Here is a 26,135-nt window from a genome sequence, read left to right on the forward strand (position 1 = left end):
GCTATCGTTTCCCCTTTTTAATAGTAACCAAACTATAATTATTTAACCAATAACTTTTTACTTGCAGTGAAGCTTCCATCGGTAGCAACTACTATATAAAATCCTTTTCTTAAGCGATGAACCGGGTAAGAAGTTACGTTTTCTACCACATCAACAACAACACCCGTACTATCATAAATTGTTATTTTTATAACAGATGTGTTCAGATTAGAAAAATTGAAGTTCACTATATCTGAAGCAGGATTTGGATACATTGAAAATGATTTTGTAAAATCCTTCTGATCTGCTCCCGCGCTTCCGTTTTGTAAATCAATAGTCAAAGGCGCACTCCAGTCGCTTATTTCAGTGGCATTTTTTGCTCTTACTCTAAACTGATAAACTGTTTGCGTTCCTTGTTTTGGAATCCATAAATAATAAATCGTTGAAGTTCCAAAGGTTGTCCAGCCTGTTGCTGCATTATTCAATTGCACTTCATAACTTGTTGCATTTGAAACGGTATTCCATGAAGCATAAAATCCTGTAGCATAAACTCCCGAATTCCCAATATTGGCTGGCGTTGCCAATGTTACCGGATTTGGTGGTCTCACTGTTCCGGAAACTACCGTGTAATCTTCGACTTCTCCGTCAGTAATATTTCCGCAAGCAGATGGATTTGAATAATATTTCATCACAATGCGCATTCTTGTTGATCCTGTAAAAGCAAGCGCTGTAAAACTACCCGTCGCTGTTCCGTTTGAAGAAATTCCATCAATAACTTTTTCTGATGGATCAAAAACATTGTTTTTATTGTAATCAATCCAGATTCCCCAATATTCCAAATAAGCATCACCTGAAAAACCAGGTGTCAGACTTACATTAGTAACTGAACTTGGATTTAAGGTTACAACTTTGGAAGTATAATCAGCATAACCTGCTGTATCTTTACCCGAAGCGTTAGTAAAACTTCCAATAGTTACTGAATTAATGTACTCGTATTTATTATCTGACTGTGTTGTACAATAAGATGAATTTGAGGTAATTGTTGCAGAAACTTCATTAGAATAAGCAGAATAAATAGTATTTGCTTTTGCACGAACTTTATATTTATAAGTGTTTCCGGCTGTTAAACCTGTATTTGTATAAGTTAATGCTGTACCAGGCAATGTTACTATTTCGGTAAAAATATTATCAGTACCTGCTCTCTCAATTACAATATTTGTAGCATTTGCAGCATTATTTACCCATGTTAATTGTACTTCTAAATTTGTATTATTAGCAGTTGCCGTTAAACTTGTTGGTGCTAAAACGGTTGTACCAGTTTGCGTTCCTGCCAGAATTAATTCGTTAGGTTTTGTATTGTATGCAAAATCTAAAACAGTATAACCAACTCCACCTGCTTCTACTTTTACATGCATCCAGCCGTAACAGGTACGCCCTCTGCTTGTATATTCAAATCCTACATATCCTGTTTTATTATCCCAGGCTATGTAAGTTGCTGTTCTCAAATCTAATTGATCAGGATATGCACCCGGAGTTACAAAGTTACTTGATGCACCAATTGCTGTGCCTTCGTTAATTAAGGTAATATTTCTGGTTCCTGCCTGGCCAACTAATCGTTTACCATACGTTTCCATTTTTAAAGCTGCAGCTGCATATTGCCACACTCCATACTCCGTATTATCTCCAATTGCCAAATCAAAATACTGCCATGTTTGTGCAGCCGAAGCAACATAATCAGGATTGTTTACATAAACTACTCCGTAAGGCGCTTCAAATTTCAGATTGATTGTTTTTGAAACACTATCCAATGTCGCAATTCCACCTGTAATGGCAGCATCTTTAAAAGTGATTACCACAGCAGCATCATTTGTTGGAGTATTTGCTGTTGCTTTACCAGTAAAAGAAACCACTACTTTATTATTTCCCTGAAGTGTTAATACAGTTGTTAATCCAGAAGGTGTTCCCGTTACTGTAAAATCAGTTCCTGGGGTTAAAGTTCCTGAGGTTTTAGTAAATGTTCCATTGTTTGTCGATAATGAAATTGTACTTGTTGTTGCAAAACCACCATCATTTGCATCTGTTTCATACAAAGTACTATCAGATAATACGACAGCTGTTTTCGCTGTCATTCCGGTATAAATTGGTGTATTGGGTTGTGTATTATAAGCATATTCAGAAATTGTAAAAGCATCACCATTTGCTGCAACATCAACTTTAAACCATCCATAACAAGTTTGTCCGTCAATTTGGTATTCAAAACCTACATAACCCGATTTCCCTTCCCAAGCTGTATAACTTGCCGCTCTCAGATCTAACTGATTAGGATACGCTCCTGGAGCTGTCATGTTGCTCGCTGGACCCACTGCTACATTTTGTCCTAATAACGAAATATTTCTTGTCCCACTTTCGCAAACTAACTTTTTGCCATATGTTTCAATTTTTAGTGCATTTGCAACATAACGCCATCCTCCAAATGAAGTATCATCTCCTTTTGCTATTTCAAAAGCTTTCCATGTTAAAGCCGAAGAGATACTAACGTTTGGCATATCAACAAAAAATATCCCGTATGGATCTGTAAATTTCAAATTGAAAAATATAGCTGTACATGACAAACCTGTAGTTCCACCGGTGAAAGCCGCTGGTAAAAAGGTAATTCCGGCAGTTGTATTTTGAGCCGCGGCATGATTAGTCGCTTTCCCTGAAAGTGTTACGGTTACTTGTCCGTTTGTATTCACGGTAACTACTGGTGTAATTCCAGCCGGGAAAGTATGTGTAAAATGAGTTCCGGCTGTCATCGTTCCTGAGCTAAGTGCAAAGGTTTTGCTTCCGCCAATTGTTATTACTGATGCCGAATCAAATGCTCCGTCATTTATAACCGTTTCTTTAAAAGTGGTTGCATTGGCAACTAAACTACTTTCTATTGCGTTTACACCAGTATCAATTAAATTTTGAGGTTGCCAAAGGGTAATTCTGGCTGGATGTTGTAAAGCTGCCAACATTCTGTCGATTTGGCCCTGTGTGTACATTTTGTAACAACCCTGTGCTCCATTATATCCCATGTAATTTTCAAAATTTACCTTATCTCCGGTACAATTTGTTCCAGGTGTACAGGCAAGCGTGTGTAAACCATCTTCAGCTGGTGTATCATCAACTTCATCCGTTCCGGAACACCCACCTTCAAAAGTGTGAATCAGGTTCATAAAGTGACCAAACTCATGTGTTAGTGTTGCAGAAAATTCTTTGCTATAAGAGTTATCATAAAGATACGCTCCATTAAATACAACACGCGCTGTATTATTGGCCGTCATATCGGAATTTGGATACCATGCAACTCCTGAATTATTGAAAACGCCCTCGTTATACAAATCATTCTGAATGTACACGTTCATGTATTTTGTGTTATCCCAGGCATCTGCAGCAATTTGATCATCATAACCACCTCCATTTCCATAACCATTTTTAGCAGGATGAAAAACGACACCTGTGGTGCATCCTCCGTTAGGATCTTTTTTGGCTAGTTTAAATTCGACTTTCAATGTTCCTCTTCTTGCCTGAAAAAAAGATTCTACTGTTTGATAATCTGCATTTAATCCATTGAAATCATCATTTAATTGAGCTAAATGATTTACAATCTTTTCGTAAGTAACGGTTTTTCCACTTTGAACATCACCATAAATATGAAAAACCACGGGAATTGTGTAAGTAACCCCAGCTTCTTTTGAAGTCTTACTTTTACGCTGCAATGCAAACTTTTTTGTAAAAGCATCAAATTCTTTTTTTTCTTTAAGTGAATTCGGGTTAGACCGATACACTTTAGCGTTTTCTTCTGTCGTCCGGCAAGGAAGCCCTTGCGCACTCATTTTTACTATCGTAAAAAATAGTAGGATAAGTAATTTTATTTTCATGTTTGTTTGTTTTTTTTGTTAACATCAAAATTATCAAGAAAGACCTTACTTCATTGATACTATGTTACTTAAAAACAATACATAATTAACAGCTTTTTAACCTTAAAAAAACATAATTCTAAAAAACCAAACACCTTAACTAAGGATTTACAAGTAAATAGAGATATTTTTTTAACAAAAAACCAATCTCATTAAAAGACATTCAAGAAAACAAAAAGGGAGAATTTCTTTATGCAGAAATTCTCCCTCTTAATTCTCTTTTTAAAGAGTATTATTTAGCTCCCGGAGGCGCTTTTTCTTCAATAAATTTTATAAAAGTATTGATCAAATGTTCTCTCGTACCTTCTCCTTCGTAGATACTATGAGAACGATTTGGGTAAATCATTAAATTAAACATTCTGTCGTATTTAACTAACTCATTAATCAAAACTTCGGCATTTTTATAATGTACATTATCATCACCTGTTCCGTGAATATAAAGAAGATTTCCTTTTAAATTCTTAGCATGTGTTACTGGTGATGCCTGAACATAAGCTGCTTCATTCTCAGAAGGCAATCCCATATAACGTTCAGTATAGATATTATCATAAAAATGCTGATCTGTCACTGCAGAAATGGCTACTCCGGTTTTGTATATTTCAGGATATTGAAACATCAGGTTTAAAGTCACAGCTCCACCACCACTCCATCCGTGTACGGCAACTCTGTCACTATCAATAAAGTTCCATTTCAAGATTTCTTTTGCTGCCATTGCCTGATCACGCGTATTTATAATTCCGATATTTTTATAAATAGATTTTCTCCATTTTGTTCCTTTCAGGGATGGGGTTCCTCTGTTATCCAACGCAATTCCAATATAGCCTTTCGGAATTAACAAATCTATAAAACCATTAAAATAAGGCATATCATTCGCTACAGTAGACATTGGCTCTCCATAAACATAAAAGAACAATGGATATTTTTTTGATGGGTCAAAATCTAATGGTTTTGCCATTATCCCATCCATTTCAATACCGTCTACCGTTGTTACCTTAAATTTCTCTAAAGAAAAATCACGCTTCGGAGCCGTAAAAACATCAGCCTCTTTTGGCAGTATTTTTTTATGATCAGAAAGCGAAACCAGACGAGTATTGAAAATACGATTAATATTAGAATTGGTGTGTTTAGCATATGATCCGTCTGTAGAAAACTCATATTCGTTAGTTCCTTCAAATGCATCAGGCGTCAATCTTTTTGTTTTCTTCGAATTCAAATTCGTTTCATATAAATAACGCTGTGTCGCATCTGTTGGACTTGCGATATAATAGATTGATTTTGTTTTGTCATTATACGCTTTAAAATAAGCATCAAACTTTCCGGTTGTAATTAGCTCTTTCTTTTTTCCGTCACGGCTAATTTTATAAACATGCATCCAGCCATCAGCGTCAGAACTCCACAAGAAAGCTTTTCCGTTATCTACAAACTGACATGGAAAACCATCATAAATTCCCGAAGAAATATCGAAAACATCAATCCACTCGGGTGATTTTTCCTGATAAATTAAATTTGCTTTTCCTGATTGTGCGTTGCAATTGTAAATTGAAGCCTGATTCTGATTTCTGTTCAACTGAATCACCATTACTTCGTTAGCAGCAACCCATTCCATACGAACCAAATAATTATTATCAGGTTCACCTGGAATATCTAACCAATTTGTTTTTACAGAAGCAACATCAATAACTCCAATTTTTACCGCTGAAGGTCTTTCGCCTGCTTTAGGATATTCAACAGGAACCACAAACGGATACAAAGCATCTGTATTATTGATCATTAAATGAAACTTTGTATCTGTTGCATCAACGCGCCAAAACGCAATACTTTTTCCGTCAGGACTCCAACGAAATCCATCTCTTGCCGCCAACTCTTCTTCGTAAACCCAGTCAAAAGTTCCGTTAATAACCTTGTCCGTTCCATCCGTTGTTAATGGCGTTATTTTTCTAGAAGTTAGATTTTCCAGATAAATATTATGCTTTGAAACGTAAGCAACATTTTCATTATCATTGGAGAATTTGGCAAACATCAACGAAGATTCTTCTAAGTTTGCTCCCAATTTTCTTCCTTTTCCCGTTGCTAAATCAAAGAACCAATAATCTCCTTTAGTCTTAGCTCGCCACACTGTTTTTGAATTGGTATATACCAATACTTTTGTCTTATTTTGATTCCAAACCAAATCTTCAACTTCTCCGTTGAAACCGGCATCTTTTAATTGCTTAGTAGTTAAAACAGTAGTGTTCTGATTTAATTTATCTACATCATAAACCAAAATGTTCTCGTCTGAATTCACCCAGAACGAATGCGAATTTGGCAGCCATTTTAATTCATTAATGTCAATGTCTTTTTGTGCAAAAATACTTGTGCAAATAAAAAGAAGTAATAAAAAGCGGTTTTTAATCATGGTTTATTTGTTGTTTAATAAGTGTTCAATATCTTTAATTTCAATTGGCATTTCTTCAGATAAATTGATGTTTCCATCCTCAGTCAATAAATAATCATTTTCCAGACGGCATCCAATTCCTTCCTCACGAATATAAATCCCGGGTTCACAGGTTAGCACCATTCCTTTTTCAAAAGGTCTTGAATATAACCCAACATCGTGAACATCAAGCCCTAAATGATGTGCCGTTCCGTGCATGAAATATTTTTTATACGCCGGATTTTGAGGATCCTGATTTGCGATTTCTTCAGGACTAATTAATCGCAATTTAATCAATTCCGCTTCAATTAGTTTTGCCATTTGCAATTCGTAATCTTTGGACAAAATTCCTGGTTTCAAAAACTTAGATCCTTCTTTTAAACAATGCAAAACCGATTCATAAACTTCTTTCTGACGTGCTGAAAATTTTCCGTTTACCGGAACACAACGTGTGGTATCTGAATTATAATTGGCATAACAAACACCAAAATCTATCAAAATCATTTCGCCTTCTTTACAAACCGAATCATTGGTATTATAATGAAGTGCACAGGCGTTTTTACCAGAAGCTATAATGGGTTTGAAAGCATGTCGATTGCCCCCATTCTTTATATATTGATATGCTAATTCTGCTTCTAATTCATATTCTTTTACATCCGGCTTTACGGCTTTTAATAACGATTTGAATCCTTTCACACTAATCGAAACCGCTTTTCTAATCAAAGCAACTTCTTCATCCGATTTTATCGGACGCAGTTCTCTCGTGATTTTAGCAACACGATCATATTGATGCAACGGATATTTTTGCTTACACCATTGAATCATTCGATCCTGACGTGTATTCATTTCGGTTGTCACTCTTTTAATATGCTCGTTGTGTCCTAAATAGATCTTATCTGCTTCAAACGCAAAAAGCTGTATGTTTTTTTCAAATTCATGAATCCATTTTACATTTTTAATTCCGGAAATAGCTGAAACTTTTTCTTTGGTCAAAAAATCGCCATCCCAAATTAAAGTGTGTTCACTAACTTCTTTTACAAATAAAATGGCTTGGTTTTCTTCTTTAAAGGCATCCGGATAAAGCACTAAAATAGTTTCATCCTGTTCAATTCCGCACAAATAAAACAAATCGTTGTTTTGTGCAAACCCCATTACATCGTCAGCATTGTTGGGCATCACATCATTTGATGTTAAAATTGCCAAACTATTGTTTTGCAGCTTTTCAACAAACCGTTTTCGGTTATTTTCGAATAAAGAAACTGGAATCGAATCGTATCTCATATTTTATAATTGGAACATTTTAGTATCGACAGAAGTCGTTTTTCCTGAAATAATTTCAGTAATTATTTTACCTGTTGCCGGTGCAAGGCTTAAACCCATCATGGCGTGCCCTGTGGCGAAAGTCAAATTTACAACTTTTTTTGAACGGTTTATTATGGGCATCCCCGAAGGTGTACACGGTCTGAATCCAAACCACGTCTCTTGCGTTTCAGGCATCCCAACTTCCATTTCCGGATAAAATTCATTGATACTATTCACAATTCCCTGCAATCTGTTTTTATTTATTTGAGTATCTCCCGTATGCGTAATCTCCATGGTACCTCCAAAACGAATATCAGTATTCATAGGTGTTACCGCTACTTTTCCTTCACACAAAATAGAAGGAATTGAAGGTTTGTGGTTTTTATCTTTTAAAGTAAAACTATATCCTTTTCCTGGTAAAATTGAAACTGAAATTCCAAGCTTCTTTGCCAATAAAGGACTCCACGAACCTGCAGCTAATACAACTTCATCAGTCGCAAATGTACCCTTGCTTGTTACAATTTTTGTGATTTTATTTTGGTAAAAAACAAAATCCTGTACCGCCGTACCCGAATGGATTTCAACATTCAATCGTGCCAGCTCCTGCTTGATAAATTGCATAAATTTCTGTGGATATAAATGGGCATCACCTGTATAATGAACTCCGCCCAAAACATTTGTTTTAGTACCCTTCTCTAATTTCGCAACCGCTTCTGCTGAAAGATAATCTACTTTCAGTCCTAACTTTTCTGCTTCTCTTCCCTCAAGAAACATTTCATGCCCTACTTTTTCTGTTTTATATAACATCAAAAGTCCTTTTTCTTGGTAGAAAAAAGAATTATTTTCCTTGGCAAAATCCTGATATAATTCTTTACTCAACAAAGATAAATCACGAAGTGCCGGCATTGCTTTTGCGACATGTTTTTCATTCGCATGTTTGTAAAACTGAAGTCCCCATTTAATCAAATCAGAGTTTAATCTTGGTTTTACATAAAACGGACTTTTGCTGTCAAACATCCATTTCATTCCCTGCGCAATCATACCGGGCTGTGCCAACGGAATGATGTGCGACGGAACAATCATCCCTGCGTTTCCGTACGAACAACCATCATCCATTGCCGATTGATCAAAAATGGTTACCTCAAAACCGTCTTTAGCAAGATAATAAGCTGAACACAGACCAATTATACCTCCACCAATTATACTTACTTTTTTCATTTTTGCAGCATTAAAAAATTCATTGAAGAAGTACTATACTCCTTCAATGAATTGAAATTTTTATTAGTTTTTAAATCACCTGAAAACCATGCGCATACGGATCATCTGATTCGTCGATCATAATGGTATTGTAACCGTACACTTTTGCCCAGCCCTGAATACTCGGAACAATTGCCGGAATCTCTCCAATAGTTGTTTCTTCAACAACCCGCCCAATAAATTTGCTTCCGATATAACTTTCGTGAATAAAATCTTCACCCATTTTAAGCTTCCCTTTAGCATGTAATTGCGCTATTCTTGCTGAAGTTCCAGTACCACAAGGCGAGCGATCAATCGCTTTATCTCCGTAAAAAACAGCATTTCTTCCAGATGAGGTCGGATCAAGAGGTTCTCCTGTCCATAACATATGACTCACATCACGAATGGTATCATTTTGTGGATGGATAAAATAATCCGGATATTTTGCGTTGATTCGTTTACGGACTTCCTGACTAAACTGAATAATTTTACTGGCTGTAAAATCCTGAATTCCCGAAAAATTCTCTTGCGGATCTACGATCGCGTAATAATTTCCTCCGTAAGCAACATCAAAAGTAATCTGTCCCAGTTCAGGGCAATCAATTGTCAATCCTTCGGCAGCCAGATACGATTTTACATTCGTCAAACGTACCCAATCTACTTTACCTCCGGTTTGTTGGTATTCAATATTAACCAAACCGGCAGGCGCTTCCATTTTTATTTTTCCAGGTAGTTTGGGAGTAATCAAACCTTCTTCAATTGCGATAGTGATGGTTCCAATTGTTCCGTGACCACACATTGGCAGACAGCCCGATGTTTCGATAAATAAAATTCCGAAATCATTGTCCGGATTACTTGGCGGATATAAAATACTTCCGCTCATCATGTCATGACCGCGAGGTTCAAACATCAATCCTTTACGGATCCAGTCAAATTCTTTTAAAAAATGCTGACGTTTTTCACTCATATTGGCTCCTTCCAAATTAGGCCCGCCACCAGCTACAACTCTTACGGGATTTCCGCAAGTGTGTGCATCTACACAAAAAAAAGTTTTCTTTGACATTATTATACCTTAGATTTTGTTTGAATATTATTTAACGTTCTTAAAATTTGCAATGGATTTTCATCTTGTAATTCCACCGGCAATAACTCATTTGGCCAATTTTGATAACTAAATGGTCGTACCCAGCGGTAAACAGCATGAATTCCAACTGCAGTAAATCTGGAATCAGAAGAAGCCGGATAAGGACCTCCGTGAATCATTGATGGACAAACTTCAACTCCGGTAGGAACGCCATTAAAAATCAAACGTCCTACTCTGTTTTGCATTCCTTCGATTAGTTCCTTATATTCTTTTAATTCGTTTGCTTCTCCAATGATTGTACCTGTTAACTGTCCGTCTAATTGACTGACAATTCTTAGTAATTCTTCTTCATCATCGCATTGTACAAGAATAGAAACGGGTCCAAAAACCTCATGGCTTAACGTTTTATTTTCTAAAAAGGTTTTACCATCAACGGTCAAAACCTTCTGTACTCCATAATTAGGAGCTGCTTCACCTTTATACTCAGCAATTTTAGAAACTCCACTTTGGGCAACCATGGTTGCTGCTCCCTCTTCAAAACTATCTTTCATTGAAGGATGCAACATACAAAATGGTGCTATCTTTTCGATTGCCTCTGCTAATTCTAATGAAAACTGATTTAACTCAGCTCCTTTTATCCCAATTAATAAACCCGGATTGGTACAAAACTGACCGGCACCAAGAGTAATTGATCCTGCATAAGCAGTGGCCCATTTCTGACTGTTTGTTTTTAGCGCTTCTGGCAAAAAAACTACCGGGTTTATACTTCCCATTTCGGCAAAAACCGGAATAGGCTCAGGCCGTTGTGAAGCAAGGTCAAACAAAGCTCTTCCGGCACGGATACTACCGGTAAAACCAACTGCTTTAACCAACGGATGTTTCACCAAACTTGCTCCAAGCGTTGTTCCGCCCCCAACAAGATTAGAGAAAACACCTTCAGGCATATTTGTTTTTTGTGCGGCTTTAAGAATTGCTGAAGCAACCATTTCACCGGTACCAACATGCATCGAGTGACTTTTTACAATTACAGGACAACCCGCAGCTAAGGCCGAAGCAGTATCTCCACCAGCGGTTGAAAAGGCAAATGGAAAATTACTGGATCCAAAGACTACAACAGGTCCTAATGGAACCAATATTTTTCGTAAATCTTCTTTTGGAGCCGGAAGTCTGTCTGGTAATGCTGTATCAATTGTAGCCTGAACCCAGCTTCCCTCCGCAAGCATTTGGGCAAACGCACGTAACTGACCAACCATTCTGCCGCGTTCTCCTTCTGCTCTTCCCATCGGGAATCCGGATTCGCTACAATACTGAACCAACAAATTATCTCCTAAAGCTAAAACTTCATCAGCAATAGCATTTAAAAAAACAGCTTTCTCAAGACCGGAACAATTTCTATAAGTTCCAAATGCCCGATTAGCTAACGTAACAGTTTCTTCAATTTCTTCGGGAGTAGCTTCTGTAAAAACCCAGGGATTTTCCTTATCTAACTGCGGATTAAATGTTTTAAATGTTTTTTCTCCTGCAGCTTTAAGTGTACTTCCCACATAATTTTTTCCTGTAATCATACTATTTTTTGTTTTTGAATGAATACTTCACACTTCTTAAAAAAAGAAATTTGCAAAATCAATTCTATTCGTTGGCAACTATAAATTTTTATAATCAGGTAATGTTGGTCTTGATTCTAAAGCTTTTGCGATAATACCCAAAACCTTTTCTCTCTCAGAACCACGTAGTGGTAATCTAGGTGCACGAACATGTTCTGTTCCAATACCCGTTGCTACTTCAGCAAGTTTAATGTTTTGAACCAAAAACGAATTAATATCTAATTCTAATAAAGGTAAAAACCATCTGTATATTTTCAATGCTTCATCGATTTGACCAGCTTTAGCCAATTTATAAATTGCCACTGTCTCCCTCGGGAAAGCATCAACCAAACCTGAAACCCATCCGTGAGAACCCATTAATAAACTTTCTAACGCCAAAGTATCAACTCCTGATAATATTTTTAAACGATCTCCAAAACGATTGATCATTCTTGTTACATTCGATATATCTCTTGTCGATTCTTTTACAGCCTGAATATTATCAAATTTTAAAATTTCTTCAAACATATCAAGCGTAACTTCGATTTTATAATCTACCGGATTATTGTAAACCATTATAGGAAGTGATGTATTTTTTGCTACTTCAGAAAAATAAGTAATAGTTTCAAAATCAGAAGCATTATAACGCATTGGAGGCAACATCATTAAACCTTTTGCTCCATCTTGTTCTGCTTTATTAGCCGCTAAAATTGCTCCTCGGGTAGTTTGTTCCGCAATATTCATTATGACAGGCACCTGATTGTTAACCATACTAACGGTGCTTGTTACTAATTCTCTTTTTTCTTCTTCCAGAAGTGTACTGGCTTCTCCCAATGTACCGCCAAGAATGATTCCTTCAACCCCCGCTTCTAGTTGTGCTTTTAAATTTACCTCAAACATTCTGAAGTCTAATTTATCATCTGCAGTAAATTTTGTGGTTACTGCCGGCATTACGCCTTTCCATTGAATACTCATAATATCGATTTTTATTAAAATCAAAATTATTTATATTGAACAAAGCAGGAGGCTGATAAATTACCTCAAACTGATACTATATTACCCTATATATTAGATTTAAGCAAAAAACAAACTAATATATTGCTATTTTTTTGAGCAAATAAAATATATTTGATCTAACTAACCTGAACCAACCATGAAAGTTTTTCCATTTAAAATCCCAAAATCGGGAGAAGATCCCCTTATATATCAAGAAGATAGAGAAATTGTTTTCTACGACAAGCTCCATCAACACGAAGAAATTCAAATCAGTTTTATCGAAAAAGGAGAAGGTGCTGTTTTTGCCGGTGATACTATCTCCCATTATCGTGAAGGTGATGTACTTGTGATTGGAAGCAATTTACCACATGTTTTCAGGAGTGAAGTACATGAAAATGAGCCATCCATAATGCTTACCTTATTTTTTACAACAAATTCATTTGGAAAAGATTTTTTTGCTCTTACTACTTTTAAAAATATCCATCCTTTTTTAGAAAGCAGCAAAAACGGCTTTATCATTCATAACGCACCAAAAAAAATCACCAAGTCCTTTAAAAAATTAAAAAAAGCAGATAATTACGAACGCTTTCTTTTGTTTTTAGGCATTATAAAATGGCTTTCAAATAATGATAAAGAACTTTTGTCTAATCATTTATATGACAAAAAAATTACGGATAATGAAGGGAAAAGAATGCAGACGGTTTTTGAACACGTTATGACTAACTTTCAGAAAAACATTAATTTAGATGAGATTGCATCTATTGCCAATATGACTAAAAATGCGTTTTGCCGGTATTTTAAAGTCCGGACGAACAAATCTTTTTTTCAGTTTTTAATTGAAGTCAGAATTGAACATGCTTCAAAATTATTGGCGAACAATAGCGAACTGTCTGTTCTGGAAATTGCCGAATTATGCGGTTTTAATAATATTTCCAATTTCAACAGGAAGTTTAAAGAATTAAAACAAAAATCTCCATTACAATACCGAAAGTTAAACTTGTAAGCTTCATTTAACCGCAAAGTACGCAAGGTTTTTTTGAAGTTGAGGGTAGTATAAAATCGCAAAGGTCGCAAAGCTAAATATAGATTAAGCTTTGCGACCTTTGCGTATCCCGAGGCTTCGGGCTTGCGTTCTTTGCGGTTAAAAAAAAACTTTATTCGATAGAAAGTCTCGTCATAATTGGATAATGATCCGAGTTTTCGAAATCAGAAAAACTTTCAAATTGTTTGACTTTCATATTGCTGTCTGCAAAAATGTAATCAATTCGAGCCGGGTAATAACGGAATTTATAAGTTGCTCCAAAACCTCCGCCAGCTTCTTCAAAAGTATCTTTTAGCTTCCCTTTTATATTTCGATATACATAGGAGAAAGGGCTATTATTCATGTCGCCACAAATAATAATCGGGTTTTTACATTGCTTAATATTCTCTTTAAACATTTCGGCCTGTTCTTGCTGTTGTCTAAATCCTTTACTAATTCTTGTATAAATTAATTGCGATTTTTGCTGATTTACATTATCAATATCATTAGAGATTTTAGCAACATCAGGTGAAATTTTAATCGACTGCAAGTGCATGTTGTAAACACGAATGACATCTTTACCTCGTTTTATATCTGCATAAATCACATTGTTATCTGAATTTGGAAAAATGATATTCCCCTGATACAAGATTGGAAATTTAGAAAAAATAGCCTGGCCTGTTTTAATCTGATTTCCATCAATAAAAATATAACGGTGCGGATATACTTTTAAATCAATATGAGCTGAATTCGAATATTCCTGAATACACAAAATATCCGGGTCTTTTTCATCAATAAAAGTTTTAATATTTTCTGGAATATCATCGCGATCCAGCCATTTAAAAACATTAAAAAGACGCACATTATAACTCATTACAGAGAAGTCTTTTTCGTCTTTAACGTATTCTTTTGCAGAAAATTTGTAAAACTTACTGATAAATGTAATTCCAGTCAGGAGAACTAACCCAGACAAAATAAGACGTTTTTTAAACTGAATGGCCCAATAAACGAAGAAGAATGCATTCAGCACAAAAAAAGCTGGCATAAACAGCGTAAGCACCGATAAAAGCGGAAAGCTCTTAGGTGCTAGAAAAGGTAAAATATAGACACTAAACGTAAGCACAGTCAGCACTATATTCAAAAAGAACATTATCTTATTAAACCACGAAAGGTTTTTCATATTTTGTTGCTAAAAGGATTATTTTCCAGCTTTAAATAAAAACTCTTTTTCTTCTTTTGTCAGACAATCATAACCAGACTGGCTAATCTTATCTAAAATTTCATCAATTTGCTGTTGCGTTTTATCTTTCGTAACAATTCTTGATGTCACTTTTTCTGTAGGTTTTTGATAATTTTTATGAACTTTTTTGAATGGGGTCGAAGGGGATTTTTTAAATAGATTTGAGAAGAAATCAAGTGTTCTGGAAATTACAATACTCAAATCAGATCCGTTTTGAAGCAATTTGATGTAAATAAATCCAAATAAAGCACCGGCTAGATGCGAAATATGGCCGCCCATATTTTCCAAACGAAGCTGCATTAAATCCAGAATTAAAATTACAGCTGTAATATGCCACAATTTTACATTTCCGATTAATAACAATCGAACGTTCATTAGAGGCTGATAAGTCGTTGCTGCTACTAAAATGGCCATAATTGCCGCAGAAGCACCAACTATGGATCCGGAATAACCTAAAAAATAATAACTCAATGCAAAAACAACTCCTGCGAAAATAGCACTTAAGATATACAAACCTAAATATTGTTTTTGAGTAAAAAAGGTTAGAAATAATTGGCTCGAAAAATTCAAAACCATCATATTAAACAACAAATGCAAAAATGATGCATGGAAAAAAGCATACGTTAAAAATGTCCAGGGCTTAAATAAAAACACATCTGGACTAGATGATAATTCTAACCAATTTGGAAAGTCAAACTGACCGATAGAAAACTGGTAAAAGAACAATGAAATCAGGAAACAGGCAATGTTCCAGTAAATAACACGCAGCGCGATTCCTCCTATTTTATATTGTAGTTTTAAATCATCTAAAATATTCATAAAGTTTCCTTTGTTTTTTAGTTTCCGATATTAAAGTTAAAAATTAATTCCAACGATTACTATTAAACTGATTTTTTTTCCAGTACCACATAATTAAAAATCCAGTTAAAGCTCCTCCAATATGCGCAAAATGCGCAATTCCTGTACCTCCACTTCCAAATAAAGAACTTCCTCTAAATCCTAAAAACAAATCTATTGCTAAAATTCCCGGAACAAAATATTTGGCCTTAACAGGGATTGGGATAAACATTATACCCAATTCAGCATTAGGAAACATAAAAGCAAAAGCCGTCAGCAAACCATAAATAGCCCCAGAAGCTCCAACAACTGTTCCCATATACGCATCAGTAAAAGCACTAAATTGCGAAACAGAAACTACATCCTGCCATCTTGTATCTATTTTTCCTTCACTCAAAAGCTTTAAAATTTCATCTTTCTGAAAACCATTAGCCATCAAAGCACTTAAAGTATCCTGAAAAGAATAATAATTCACCACTGTATGTAATAGTGCTGAACCCAGACCACAGGAAATATAAAAAAACAAGAATTTTTTACCACCCCAAAAATGTTCAAGCGCAGAACCAAAAGAAACCATAGCAAACATATTGAAAGCAATATGCATAATCCCGCCATGCATGAACATATGCGTAATAGGCTGCCAACCTCCAAAATGAGGGTTTTCAGGAAAAAACATTGCCAAATATTCATAAGAAACCGGCACAAGCTGAGAACCAATAAAAAAGATAATATTGATTATTAATAGTTGTTTTACAACTGGAGTCATGTTCATCATACGGCAAACTTTTTATCTATATCTTCAACACGCATGGTGATGAAAGTAGGTTTTTGAAAAGGTGAAATATTGGGATCTTTACAGGCAAACAATCCGTTTACCAAATTATCTTGTTCTTTTTCGGTTAAATAAGATCCCGTTTTAACCGCTAAACTTTTAGCCATCGATTTGGCAATAGTATCATTCTGACTGTAACTGCTCGCCGGAATTCCGTCCTGTAAATCAGTTAATAATTGTTCAATTACCAACGAAACTTCGCTTTCTGTAATATTTACCGGTATTCCCGAAATTACGATATGATCTGTCTGAGCCTCTTCAAAAACAAAACCTGTTGTTTCCAGTGAAGGCTTTAATTCCTCGATCAAGGTCATTTCATCTGAAGAATAAAACAAATTCAACGGAAATAACAATTGCTGACTCGAAGCTTGATTTACCGTCATATTCAATAAAAATTGTTCGTACAAAATACGTTGGTGAGCACGTTGCTGATCAACGATAACCATTCCGGATTTTATAGGAGAAACAATATATTTTTTATGAATTTGATAGGTCTTCTGAGGCGCTGTTTCTACCTCATCATCGTTAAACAATGAAGAAGTTACTTCTTCATTTTCAAAAGTAAAAGGTGAGCTTTCGACACTTTCGGTATCCAGGCCAACATACAAACTTTCCCAACTTGTGGTTGGTTCTACTCTTTTTGAATATCCGGAATAAGAGGAACCTGAAGAAGAAGACGAACCCGAACTATAACCAGATCCGGATCCCGAAGAACCCGATTTCGTATAATGCTGATTCGTTTTATCATCTGTAAACGGATTAAAAGTACCATCAACCTGAATTGTTGGTGTTTCGGCCTCTAAATCTTTATAATGATAGGGTGTATCTAAATTGGCATCACGATCAAAATCTAAAACCGGCGCCACATTAAACTGTCCTAAACTATGTTTAATAGAAGCTCTTAAAATAGCATATAATGCTTGCTCATCATCAAACTTAATCTCTGTTTTAGTTGGATGAATGTTGATATCAATCGTATTTGGCGGAACTTGCAGATACAAGAAATAACTTGGCTGAGAGCCATCTTTTAAAAGTCCGTCGTAAGCTGCCATTACCGCATGATGCAGATAACCGCTTTTAATGAAACGATCGTTTACAAAAAAGAATTGCTCTCCTCTATTTTTCTTAGCAAATTCAGGTTTACAAACAAACCCTTGAACGTTTATAATTTCTGTATCTTCATTAACCGGAACTAATTTCTCATTTGTTTTTCCGGAGAAAATTCCAACAACGCGCTGACGATATCCTGCAGCAGGCAAATTGTACATTTCGCTGCCATTATGATAAAACGTAAAATGAATATTGGGATGTGCCAAAGCTACACGCTGAAATTCATCCATAACATGACGAAATTCAACCGTATCTGACTTTAAGAAGTTACGACGGGCAGGAATATTAAAAAACAGATTTTTAACTGCAAATGAAGTTCCTTTTGGTAAAACTGCTACTTCCTGTGAAACGAATTTACTTCCTTCAATTACGATATGCGTTCCTAGCTCTTCCTGGTCTTGTTTGGTTTTCATTTCCATATGCGCAATCGCCGCAATAGAAGCCAAAGCCTCTCCACGAAAACCTTTTGTACACAAAGAAAATAAATCTTCTGCCTGACGAATTTTTGAAGTTGCATGACGTTCAAAGCACAAACGCGCATCAGTCACACTCATTCCTTTTCCATTATCAATAACCTGTACTAACGATTTTCCGGCATCTTTAATGATTAATTTAATGTCGGTTGCATCAGCATCAACAGCATTTTCTAAAAGCTCTTTTACAACTGAAGCTGGTCTTTGAACCACTTCTCCAGCAGCAATTTGATTAGCAACGTGATCAGGAAGTAATTGAATTATACTCGACATTTAAAATTTTAGATTGTAGATTAAAGATTTGAGATTTTTGATTTGAAATCTAAATCAAGGTGTACAAATTTAATGAATTTCTGTTGGCTTTTTAAACTTAAGCTGTCATAAAAAAAACAAAAACCACAATCCACTATAAAACAGAAAGATTGTATACAATTGCTCCTCTATTTAATTAATTTTTGCTATTTCATCTAAGGTGTAAACTTTATATTCTATACCTATTTCTTTTGCATTTTCTTCTACAGTAGTCGTAAAACCAGCCTTTTTTCTGCGTTTATTGACTTTTTCAGGATTTTGTATTGGCGATATATAATCAAAGAATTCCTTTTTTCCTGTTTTCTTGTTTGTTATTTCCTTTCCTTGCCCTTGTGTTCCATAAATCTGCTCCTTTCCTTGCTGAACCAAAGAGCGGTCCAGCATCATTGCATATTTTGTAAATAAAATTTCTTCTTTTTCGGCCGCTTCCTTTATCAAAGGCAAATATTTTGCTATTTCTTTACTATGCTGAATAACATAAAAAGCAGATTCATTAGTAGGCTCACCTACCAAACTTTTGCCAGGATAACCATAAATTGAAATAATTTTTTCAACTTTAATTAAATTAATAGAATCTTGTGCATTCATAACTTTCCATATCCTCTTTCTAAAAGTAGGATCGTTTTCATGTCCAATTTCTTTTAAAATTTCTTTTTTTCGTTCTTCAGTTGTATCAAAATTTATATATTCTCTTAAAATTTGATCTGATTTCATAATTGAATCTAATTCAATTTTTAAATCCTTATTTATACCATTCTGAGAATACCCAACACAGGAAAGAAAAATAAAACCAATAAGAAGTAATTGTTTTGTCATAGAAATTTAATTTACACATTATTTCAAATGTAATATATTTCTCAACCAACTTATACTTAACAAATTCCCAAAAAAAGCATAAAAAAAAACCTATACTATTTACACTGTATAGGTTTTGTATTTTTAAAAAAATTGCGTTTTATTCGTTCTCGATTTTTATTGGTGTTTCTTCAATCTGAAGCGCACCTGAACTCAACAAAGGCTGGTTAAAAGGATGTGACATTGAAGCCTGTTGACGAATATACGCCATCTTAATTGCTGCAATTGCCGCTTCGGTTCCTTTATTCCCGTGAACTCCTCCGCTTCTATCGATTGATTGCTGCATGTTATTATCTGTCAAGACACAAAAAATAACCGGAATATCAGTCTGAACATTCAGGTCTTTAATTCCCTGCGTAACACCTTCACATACAAAATCAAAGTGTTTTGTTTCTCCCTGGATTACACATCCAATTACAATAACGGCATCTACGTTTTGTGTTTGCAACATTTTCTTTGCACCATAAATTAGCTCAAAACTCCCTGGAACATTCCAACGAATAATTTGCTGCGCCGGTACATCGCAATCAACTAAGGCATCAAAAGCGCCATTGTATAGTCCTTCTGTAATGGTTTCATTCCATTCAGAAACAACAATCCCAAATCGAAAGTCTTTCGCATTTGGGATCGTGTTTTTATCGTATTCTGATAAATTTTTATTTTCGGTAGCCATCTGTACTATTTTAGATTTTTGATTTTAGAATATAGATTCTTAAATACAAATCTACAATCTTAAATCTAAAGTCTAAAATTTTTATTGCGCTAATCCAATCAATACATCAACAGAAGCTGCTTCTGGAGTTGCATCGAAGTTTTCTTTAATATCAGTTAAATATTTTAAAGCGTCTTCTTTTTGACCTAAAGCTAAAGCAGTTTTACCAGCTTTTAATAAGAAACGAGGCGTTGTAAAATCATTTTTATTAGACTCAGCCGCTTTTACATAATAGTCAAGAGCTTCTTTTTGTTGATTTTTTTGAGAGTAAGCATCTCCGATAGCACCTTTAGCTAAAGCACTTAAAATCAAATCTTCAGATTTAAAGTTACCTAAGTATTTAATAGCGTCATCAAATTTACCTGTATTCAAATATGCCATACCAGCATAGTAATTTGCTAAGTTTCCTGCATCAGTTCCAGAATACTCATCAGCAATTTTCACGAATCCGAATTTACCTTCAGAACCATTCAAAGCTAATTTGTATAATGAATCGCTTGCAACACCATCAGTCGCTTTTTGGAAATTTTGTTGAGCAACAAACATTTCGTTTGCAGCCTCATCTTGCTTAGGAGCTTCAATAAATTTTTGGTAAGCCAAATATCCAATAGTAGCAACTGCAATACCAGCAACTAAACCAATAATGATTTTTTGATTTTTAGCAACCCAATCCTCAGTTCTTGAAGCAGTTTCATCCAATTTAGAAAAAACTCCAGCTGTTGTGCTGTCTTTTTCGTCAATGATTACCTGTGTTTCTTCAGTTACTTCTTTAACTTCCTTTTCTTTTGGTGCTTTATATCCTCTTTTATTGTAAGTAGCCATTTAAAATTAATTTAGTGAACGGCAAAAATAAAATTTTTATTGAAACTGAGGCAAAAAAAATCAATTTTATCACTATTTTAAAAAAAATATTTTTTCAAACCCTAAGTCGTTTCTCCTCAGCACTAAAATAATTCAACTTGAAACACGCCAAAAGCCTTTTATATCAATAATTTTCGATAATTTGCACCCTCAAATTTTTGCTGTTCCAAAACATCAGATTTTACCTTAGAGTTCCTTAAAAAATGCATTTAAACAAAATTTCTTTATTCAATTATAAAAATTTCTCTGAAGTCAGTTTCGATTTTGACCTCAAGATCAATTGTTTTGTCGGCAAAAACGGAATTGGTAAGACTAATGTGCTCGATGCAATCTATCATTTAGCCTATGGAAAAAGCTATTTTAATCCGTTAGCAGTTCAAAACATTAAACACGGAGAAGAGTTCTTTGTAATTGATGCTGAAATAGTAAAAAATGACAGAACAGAACAAATTGTCTGCAGTTTAAAAAAGGGACAGAAGAAGGTTTTAAAAAGAAACGGCAAAGCTTACGATAAATTTTCAGATCATATTGGGTTTATTCCGCTAGTAATTATTTCTCCGGCAGATCGCGATTTAATTGTGGAAGGAAGCGAAACACGACGCAAATTTATGGACAGTGTAATTTCGCAATTAGATTCAACTTACCTTCATCAGCTTATTCAATATCAAAAAGTAATTGTACAGCGAAATGCCCTTTTGAAATATTTTGCACTCAATCATACTTTTGACAATGATACCTTATCTATATATAATGAGCAGCTAAATAGTTTTGGACAATCTATTTTCGAAAAGCGAAAAGATTTCCTGGAACAATTTATACCTATATTTAATGTACATCATCAGGCCATTACAGGATCTGAAGAAACTGTACAATTGGTTTATGAAAGTCATTTATATGAAAAAGACTTATTGACGTTATTACAAGAAAATATCAATAAAGACCGAGCGCTTCATTACACAAGTGTCGGAATTCATAAAGACGATTTGTCTTTTGAAATTGATTCTTATCCTATAAAAAAATTCGGATCTCAAGGGCAGCAGAAATCTTTTTTGATTGCTTTGAAATTGGCTCAATTTGAATTTCTAAAGAAACAAAGCGGGGTAAAACCACTTTTACTTTTTGATGATATTTTTGACAAACTGGACGAAACCCGGGTTTCAAAAATCATCGAAATGGTAAACAGTGAAACTTTCGGGCAGCTTTTTATTTCAGACACACATCCGGAGCGTACCGAAGCAATTGTAAAATCGACGCATCAGAGTTATAAGATATTCAATTTATAAATTTTGTTTCAGGTTTCAAGTTTCAAGTTTCCAAGCATGATGTTTGAAACTGCAAGCCTCATCCCTAAAATTGATTTTACCATTCTTTTATAAATTCAAAAATGAAAAATCATTACTTTAGCAATACCTTATTTTTAAAATTCAACATCATGAAATTCCCCAAAATTTTATTGCTTATAGTTTCAATTCTGCTATTTTCCTGCAACAACCAAAAAACAAAGCCTTTTGAATCGATTGCACCGAAAGAATTTGCAGATAAAATCAAAACAACTGAAAACCCTCAAATTTTAGATGTTAGAACTCCCGAAGAATTTGGATCGGAACATATTGATAATGCTGTAAACATAAACTGGAACGGCGATGATTTTGCAGCTAAGGCCGAATCTTACGACAAATCAAAACCTATTTTTGTATATTGCTTAAGTGGAGGAAGAAGCAAAAAAGCAGCCGCAAAACTTCAGGAACTTGGTTTTACTACAATTTATGAATTAGATGGTGGCTTCTTAAACTGGAGCGAAGCTGGATTGTCTAATCCATCCACAGCTCAGGTTGGCATGACAATGAATGATTTCAACGATTTATTAAATACCGACAAAAAAGTTTTAGTCGATTTTTATGCCGAATGGTGCGGGCCCTGCAAACAAATGGAACCCTATATTTTGAAAATGCAAAAAGAAATGGCTGACAAGGTTGTAATTGTCCGAATTGATGTGGATAAAAATAAAACTTTAGCAGAAACAATGAATATCACTTCCCTCCCTACTATTTTGATTTACGAGAACAAGGCAGTTCAAAAGAAAATAATAGGCCTTACTTCTGAACAAAACTTAAAAGAACAACTGCAATAAAAACCCGAATATGCTAACGAAAGAATCATTGCAATTTTTAGACGATTTAAAAAAGAACAACAATAGAGATTGGTTTCAGGACAATAAAAAACGATACGAGATTTTCAAAAAAGATTATCATCAATTGGTGAGTGATTTTCTGGATGCAATGAAACCGCTCGATCCTTCTTTGGAATTATTAGAGGTAAAAAACTGTACTTTCCGAATCAATCGTGACATTCGATTCTCTAAAGATAAATCACCTTATAAAGCACATTTAGGCGTTTGGATGTCGTCCGGGGCTAAAGGAGCCAATCGATCAGGATATTATGTCCACATAGAAAAAGGCGCCAGTTTTATTGCCGGCGGATTTTATTCGCCTGAAGCTGCAGATTTGAAAAAAGTCCGTAAAGAAATTGCTTTTTTTCATGATGATTTAGAAGCTATTTTGGCTGATAAAAACTTCAAAAAGGAATTTGGAAGTTTAGATATAAACGAAACTAATTCACTTAAAAGCATGCCGCGTGGTTACGAAAAAGACCATCCAGCCATTGCCTTTTTAAAATTGAAAAGCTTCACCGCAACTCAAAAATATGATATTAGCGAAGTGACTCAAAAAGATTTCGTTTCCAAAATGAGCAAGAAATTAATCGCATTGAAACCATTAAACGAGTTCATCAATCGTGCTTTAGAAACAGATGAATTTTAACCAATCCCTACCTATTTTCCGCCACGAATTCACGAATTAGCTTAAAATAATTCGTGAATTCGTGGCGGAAAAATATAAATAGCTTCACAAATAGTTACTAAGTTTACCGAATGAAAAAAAGGAAAATACTTTTTCTGGGAGAATCGTATCGTGCCGATGCTATTACGTGGATGAAAGGGTTGAAAGAATTTGGCGATTTTGAAATTTGTACCTGGGAACTTCAAACTCCAAACAATTCAAAACTAAATCGAATCAAACGTATTTTAGAATACGCCTTCTCTCCTATTTCTATTCGAAAAACAATCCGACGCGAAAAACCGGACATGATTATTGCAGAGAGAACCACCAGTTACGGTTTTCTTGCTGCCATTTCTGGAATGCATCCAATTGCCATTGCTCAACAAGGCCGAACTGATTTATGGCCGGAAGGTTCTGTTTTATTACCACTTAAAAAAATCATTCAGAAACACGCTTTCAAAAAAGCCGATTTGATTCATGCCTGGGGTCCTGTAATGACGATTTCAATGAAAGCGATTGGCGTTGACATGAGCAAAGTCTTGGTGATCCCAAAAGGAATTGATTTAGCCCTTTTTACTCCTTCTATTAATAATTCAACCAAAATTGAGGCGATTGTAACACGTTCTTTACAACCAGAATATCGTCATGATTCTATTTTGAAAGCTTTTGCTATTTTACATCAAAAAGGAATAGATTTCACATTGACCATTGTTGGAGATGGAACAAGATTGCAATTCTTAAAAAATTTAGCAATAACATTACAAATCCAAAACAAAGTAATTTTTAAAGGCAGAATTCCGAATACAGAACTACCTAAATTATTACAACAATCGAATATTTACATCAGCATGCCCATTACCGAAGGCGTTTCGGCATCTTTGTTTGAAGCAATGGCCTGCAGTTGTTATCCGGTAGTATCAGATATTCCCGGAAATCAAAGTTGGATTAAACATCGCGAGAATGGACAATTGATTACAATTGACGATAATGAACAACTAGCAGATGAATTAATCTGGTCTTTTGAAAATAGTGAATCCCGAAATAATGCCATTTTAGAGAATCGAAAGTTTGTCGAAGAAAATGCAAATTATGATATTAATATGAAGATTATTGCGGATAAATATCATGAGTTATTGAATGCACTTAAAACTTAACCGCAATGAACGCAAAGAATTAAGTCATGAACGCTAAGCTTTGCTAACCTTGCGTAATTCTTTGCGTTCATTGCGGTTAAATCAGCACAGAGTTAATCGTAACTTTTATTCTATCTCAACGACATACTCTAAAAGGAATTATTTAATTTAATCTAAAACAGAGATGAATAATAGAAGAAATTGGCTGAAACAAATAAGTTTAGGTACTATCGCATTAGGATTATATAACGTTGAAGCATTTGGAAAACCTTTTGAAGAACCTATTTTACCTCACTTAGACAATTCTCCTATAACACTTCGGTCAAATGAAAATCCGTATGGCCCATCTCCGCTAGCTCGTGCTGCAATGGCAAAAAGTATTAATAACAGCAATCGATATGGTTGGGATCTTTCGGCAGAATTAATCACCCAGATTGCCAAAAAGAATACAGTTTCAGACAATAATATTCTGTTAGGAGCTGGTTCAACAGAAATTTTAGATTTAGTACTTCAATTTACTGCATTAAAAAGAGGTAATTTCATTATGGCCGAAACCACTTTCGACTACTGGACAGCTCCTTTTGAAAAACTAGGACTTAAGAAAATTACTGTTCCTTTAACTAAAGACAAAAAGCACGACTTATCAGCTATGCTGAAAGCTATCGATTCAGATACCAAAATGATTTACATCTGCAATCCTAACAATCCAACGGGAACAATATGTAGCAGGCAAGAATTAGAATCTTTTGTAAAAGAAGCAACAAAAAAAGCCATTGTATTTGTTGATGAGGCTTATATCGATTTTACAAAAGAACAATCCTTAAGCAATCTAGTAAGCGAGAATAAAAATTTGATTATCACTAAAACTTTTTCAAAAATGTACGGTTTGGCCGGCGCCCGAGTTGGGTATGCCATTGCAAATGCTACTACTATTGAAGAACTTGATACTATCAGATCATCACAGAATATGGCAATTAGTGTTGTCTCAACAGCTGCAGCCATAGCCTCTTTAAATGATGAAAAATTCATTCAACAAGTATATACATCCAATGAAGAAGTAAAAAAATATACGATAGAGCAGCTTACTCTACTTAACTTAAACTGCATTCCGTCCTATTCCAATTTTATTTATTTCTCTTTAGACAATTATAAAAAAGATTACTTCAAACAATTGAAAGAACATAATATAGAAGGAACAAAAATTTATGAAGAAAACGGAAAATGGACGAGAATTACGATAGGAACTATGAAAGAAATGCAACGGTTTATTGCCGCTTTAAAATAAAAAACACGCTAAAAAAGGCTAAAGAAAAATACTGTAATAGGCAAGTTATTTTTTAACAAAACTCTAATCTGTTATTTTTCAGAAATGGAG

At 34.8% G+C, this 26,135-nt stretch carries 20 protein-coding genes; 6 read left to right on the plus strand and 14 right to left on the minus strand.

The window, feature by feature from the left end; translation table 11 throughout:
* Positions 1-38: 38 nt before the first annotated feature.
* The 7 genes from BUA98_RS17215 to BUA98_RS17245 all read right to left on the minus strand — a co-directional run bounded on the left by BUA98_RS17215 (position 39) and on the right by BUA98_RS17245 (position 12,516).
* Positions 39-3,884 (minus strand): M43 family zinc metalloprotease, encoded by a 3,846-nt coding sequence (locus BUA98_RS17215; protein ID WP_086065425.1) that lies wholly within the window; start codon positions 3,882-3,884, stop codon positions 39-41.
* A 271-nt stretch (positions 3,885-4,155) separates the two neighbouring features.
* Positions 4,156-6,318 carry a S9 family peptidase gene (locus BUA98_RS17220; protein ID WP_072974567.1) on the minus strand — a complete coding sequence of 721 codons (2,163 nt, stop codon included), beginning with the start codon at positions 6,316-6,318 and terminating at the stop codon, positions 4,156-4,158.
* A 3-nt stretch (positions 6,319-6,321) separates the two neighbouring features.
* The gene (locus tag BUA98_RS17225; RefSeq protein ID WP_072974568.1) at positions 6,322-7,617 is read right to left on the minus strand and encodes an aminopeptidase P family protein; all 1,296 of its coding nucleotides are present in this window, start codon (positions 7,615-7,617) and stop codon (positions 6,322-6,324) included.
* Positions 7,618-7,620: 3 nt separating this feature from the next.
* Entirely contained in the window at positions 7,621-8,856 is a 1,236-nt protein-coding gene (locus BUA98_RS17230; protein ID WP_072974570.1) for an NAD(P)/FAD-dependent oxidoreductase, read from the minus strand.
* Positions 8,857-8,926: 70 nt separating this feature from the next.
* A complete protein-coding gene (locus BUA98_RS17235; protein ID WP_072974572.1) occupies positions 8,927-9,937 on the minus strand; it encodes a 4-hydroxyproline epimerase in 1,011 nt (336 codons plus the stop codon).
* 2 nt (positions 9,938-9,939) lie between these two features.
* Positions 9,940-11,523 (minus strand): aldehyde dehydrogenase (NADP(+)), encoded by a 1,584-nt coding sequence (locus tag BUA98_RS17240; RefSeq protein ID WP_072974574.1) that lies wholly within the window; start codon positions 11,521-11,523, stop codon positions 9,940-9,942.
* A gap of 78 nt (positions 11,524-11,601) precedes the next feature.
* Positions 11,602-12,516: a dihydrodipicolinate synthase family protein gene (locus tag BUA98_RS17245; protein WP_072974576.1), complete on the minus strand. Its 915-nt coding sequence runs from the start codon at positions 12,514-12,516 to the stop codon at positions 11,602-11,604.
* A 178-nt stretch (positions 12,517-12,694) separates the two neighbouring features.
* Here BUA98_RS17245 and BUA98_RS17250 point away from each other — a divergent pair, with 178 nt between their 5' ends.
* Entirely contained in the window at positions 12,695-13,540 is an 846-nt protein-coding gene (locus tag BUA98_RS17250; RefSeq protein WP_072974578.1) for an AraC family transcriptional regulator, read from the plus strand.
* Positions 13,541-13,691: 151 nt separating this feature from the next.
* Here BUA98_RS17250 and BUA98_RS17255 read toward each other — a convergent pair whose 3' ends face one another.
* From BUA98_RS17255 to BUA98_RS17285, 7 genes are all read right to left on the minus strand, one after another.
* Positions 13,692-14,738: an endonuclease/exonuclease/phosphatase family protein gene (locus tag BUA98_RS17255; protein ID WP_072974580.1), complete on the minus strand. Its 1,047-nt coding sequence runs from the start codon at positions 14,736-14,738 to the stop codon at positions 13,692-13,694.
* Positions 14,739-14,756: 18 nt separating this feature from the next.
* Positions 14,757-15,617 (minus strand): rhomboid family protein, encoded by an 861-nt coding sequence (locus BUA98_RS17260; RefSeq protein ID WP_072974582.1) that lies wholly within the window; start codon positions 15,615-15,617, stop codon positions 14,757-14,759.
* Between the two features lie 43 nt (positions 15,618-15,660).
* Positions 15,661-16,410 carry a rhomboid family intramembrane serine protease gene (locus BUA98_RS17265; protein WP_086065429.1) on the minus strand — a complete coding sequence of 250 codons (750 nt, stop codon included), beginning with the start codon at positions 16,408-16,410 and terminating at the stop codon, positions 15,661-15,663.
* The gene (mutL, locus tag BUA98_RS17270; protein ID WP_072974583.1) at positions 16,407-18,323 is read right to left on the minus strand and encodes a DNA mismatch repair endonuclease MutL; all 1,917 of its coding nucleotides are present in this window, start codon (positions 18,321-18,323) and stop codon (positions 16,407-16,409) included. Before mutL ends, BUA98_RS17265 begins: the two co-directional genes overlap by 4 nt.
* A gap of 171 nt (positions 18,324-18,494) precedes the next feature.
* The gene (locus tag BUA98_RS17275; protein ID WP_072974585.1) at positions 18,495-19,178 is read right to left on the minus strand and encodes a DUF6624 domain-containing protein; all 684 of its coding nucleotides are present in this window, start codon (positions 19,176-19,178) and stop codon (positions 18,495-18,497) included.
* 139 nt (positions 19,179-19,317) lie between these two features.
* Positions 19,318-19,890: a 6,7-dimethyl-8-ribityllumazine synthase gene (gene ribH, locus BUA98_RS17280; RefSeq protein WP_072974587.1), complete on the minus strand. Its 573-nt coding sequence runs from the start codon at positions 19,888-19,890 to the stop codon at positions 19,318-19,320.
* 81 nt (positions 19,891-19,971) lie between these two features.
* Positions 19,972-20,751, minus strand: a complete 780-nt coding sequence (locus BUA98_RS17285; RefSeq protein ID WP_072974588.1) for a tetratricopeptide repeat protein — start codon at positions 20,749-20,751, stop codon at positions 19,972-19,974.
* Between the two features lie 242 nt (positions 20,752-20,993).
* On the opposite strand from BUA98_RS17285, the gene recF reads away from it, so the two are divergent.
* The 5 genes from recF to hisC all read left to right on the plus strand — a co-directional run bounded on the left by recF (position 20,994) and on the right by hisC (position 26,045).
* The gene (gene recF, locus BUA98_RS17290; protein ID WP_072974590.1) at positions 20,994-22,073 is read left to right on the plus strand and encodes a DNA replication/repair protein RecF; all 1,080 of its coding nucleotides are present in this window, start codon (positions 20,994-20,996) and stop codon (positions 22,071-22,073) included.
* 149 nt (positions 22,074-22,222) lie between these two features.
* Positions 22,223-22,921 (plus strand): thioredoxin, encoded by a 699-nt coding sequence (trxA, locus tag BUA98_RS17295; RefSeq protein WP_072974992.1) that lies wholly within the window; start codon positions 22,223-22,225, stop codon positions 22,919-22,921.
* 10 nt (positions 22,922-22,931) lie between these two features.
* A complete protein-coding gene (locus BUA98_RS17300; protein WP_072974592.1) occupies positions 22,932-23,609 on the plus strand; it encodes a DUF2461 domain-containing protein in 678 nt (225 codons plus the stop codon).
* A 110-nt stretch (positions 23,610-23,719) separates the two neighbouring features.
* Positions 23,720-24,781 carry a glycosyltransferase gene (locus tag BUA98_RS17305; protein WP_072974594.1) on the plus strand — a complete coding sequence of 354 codons (1,062 nt, stop codon included), beginning with the start codon at positions 23,720-23,722 and terminating at the stop codon, positions 24,779-24,781.
* Between the two features lie 163 nt (positions 24,782-24,944).
* Entirely contained in the window at positions 24,945-26,045 is a 1,101-nt protein-coding gene (hisC, locus tag BUA98_RS17310; protein WP_072974596.1) for a histidinol-phosphate transaminase, read from the plus strand.
* Positions 26,046-26,135 lie beyond the last annotated feature (90 nt).

It is taken from the genome of Flavobacterium saccharophilum (genome assembly GCF_900142735.1).
Lineage (GTDB): Bacteria > Bacteroidota > Bacteroidia > Flavobacteriales > Flavobacteriaceae > Flavobacterium > Flavobacterium saccharophilum.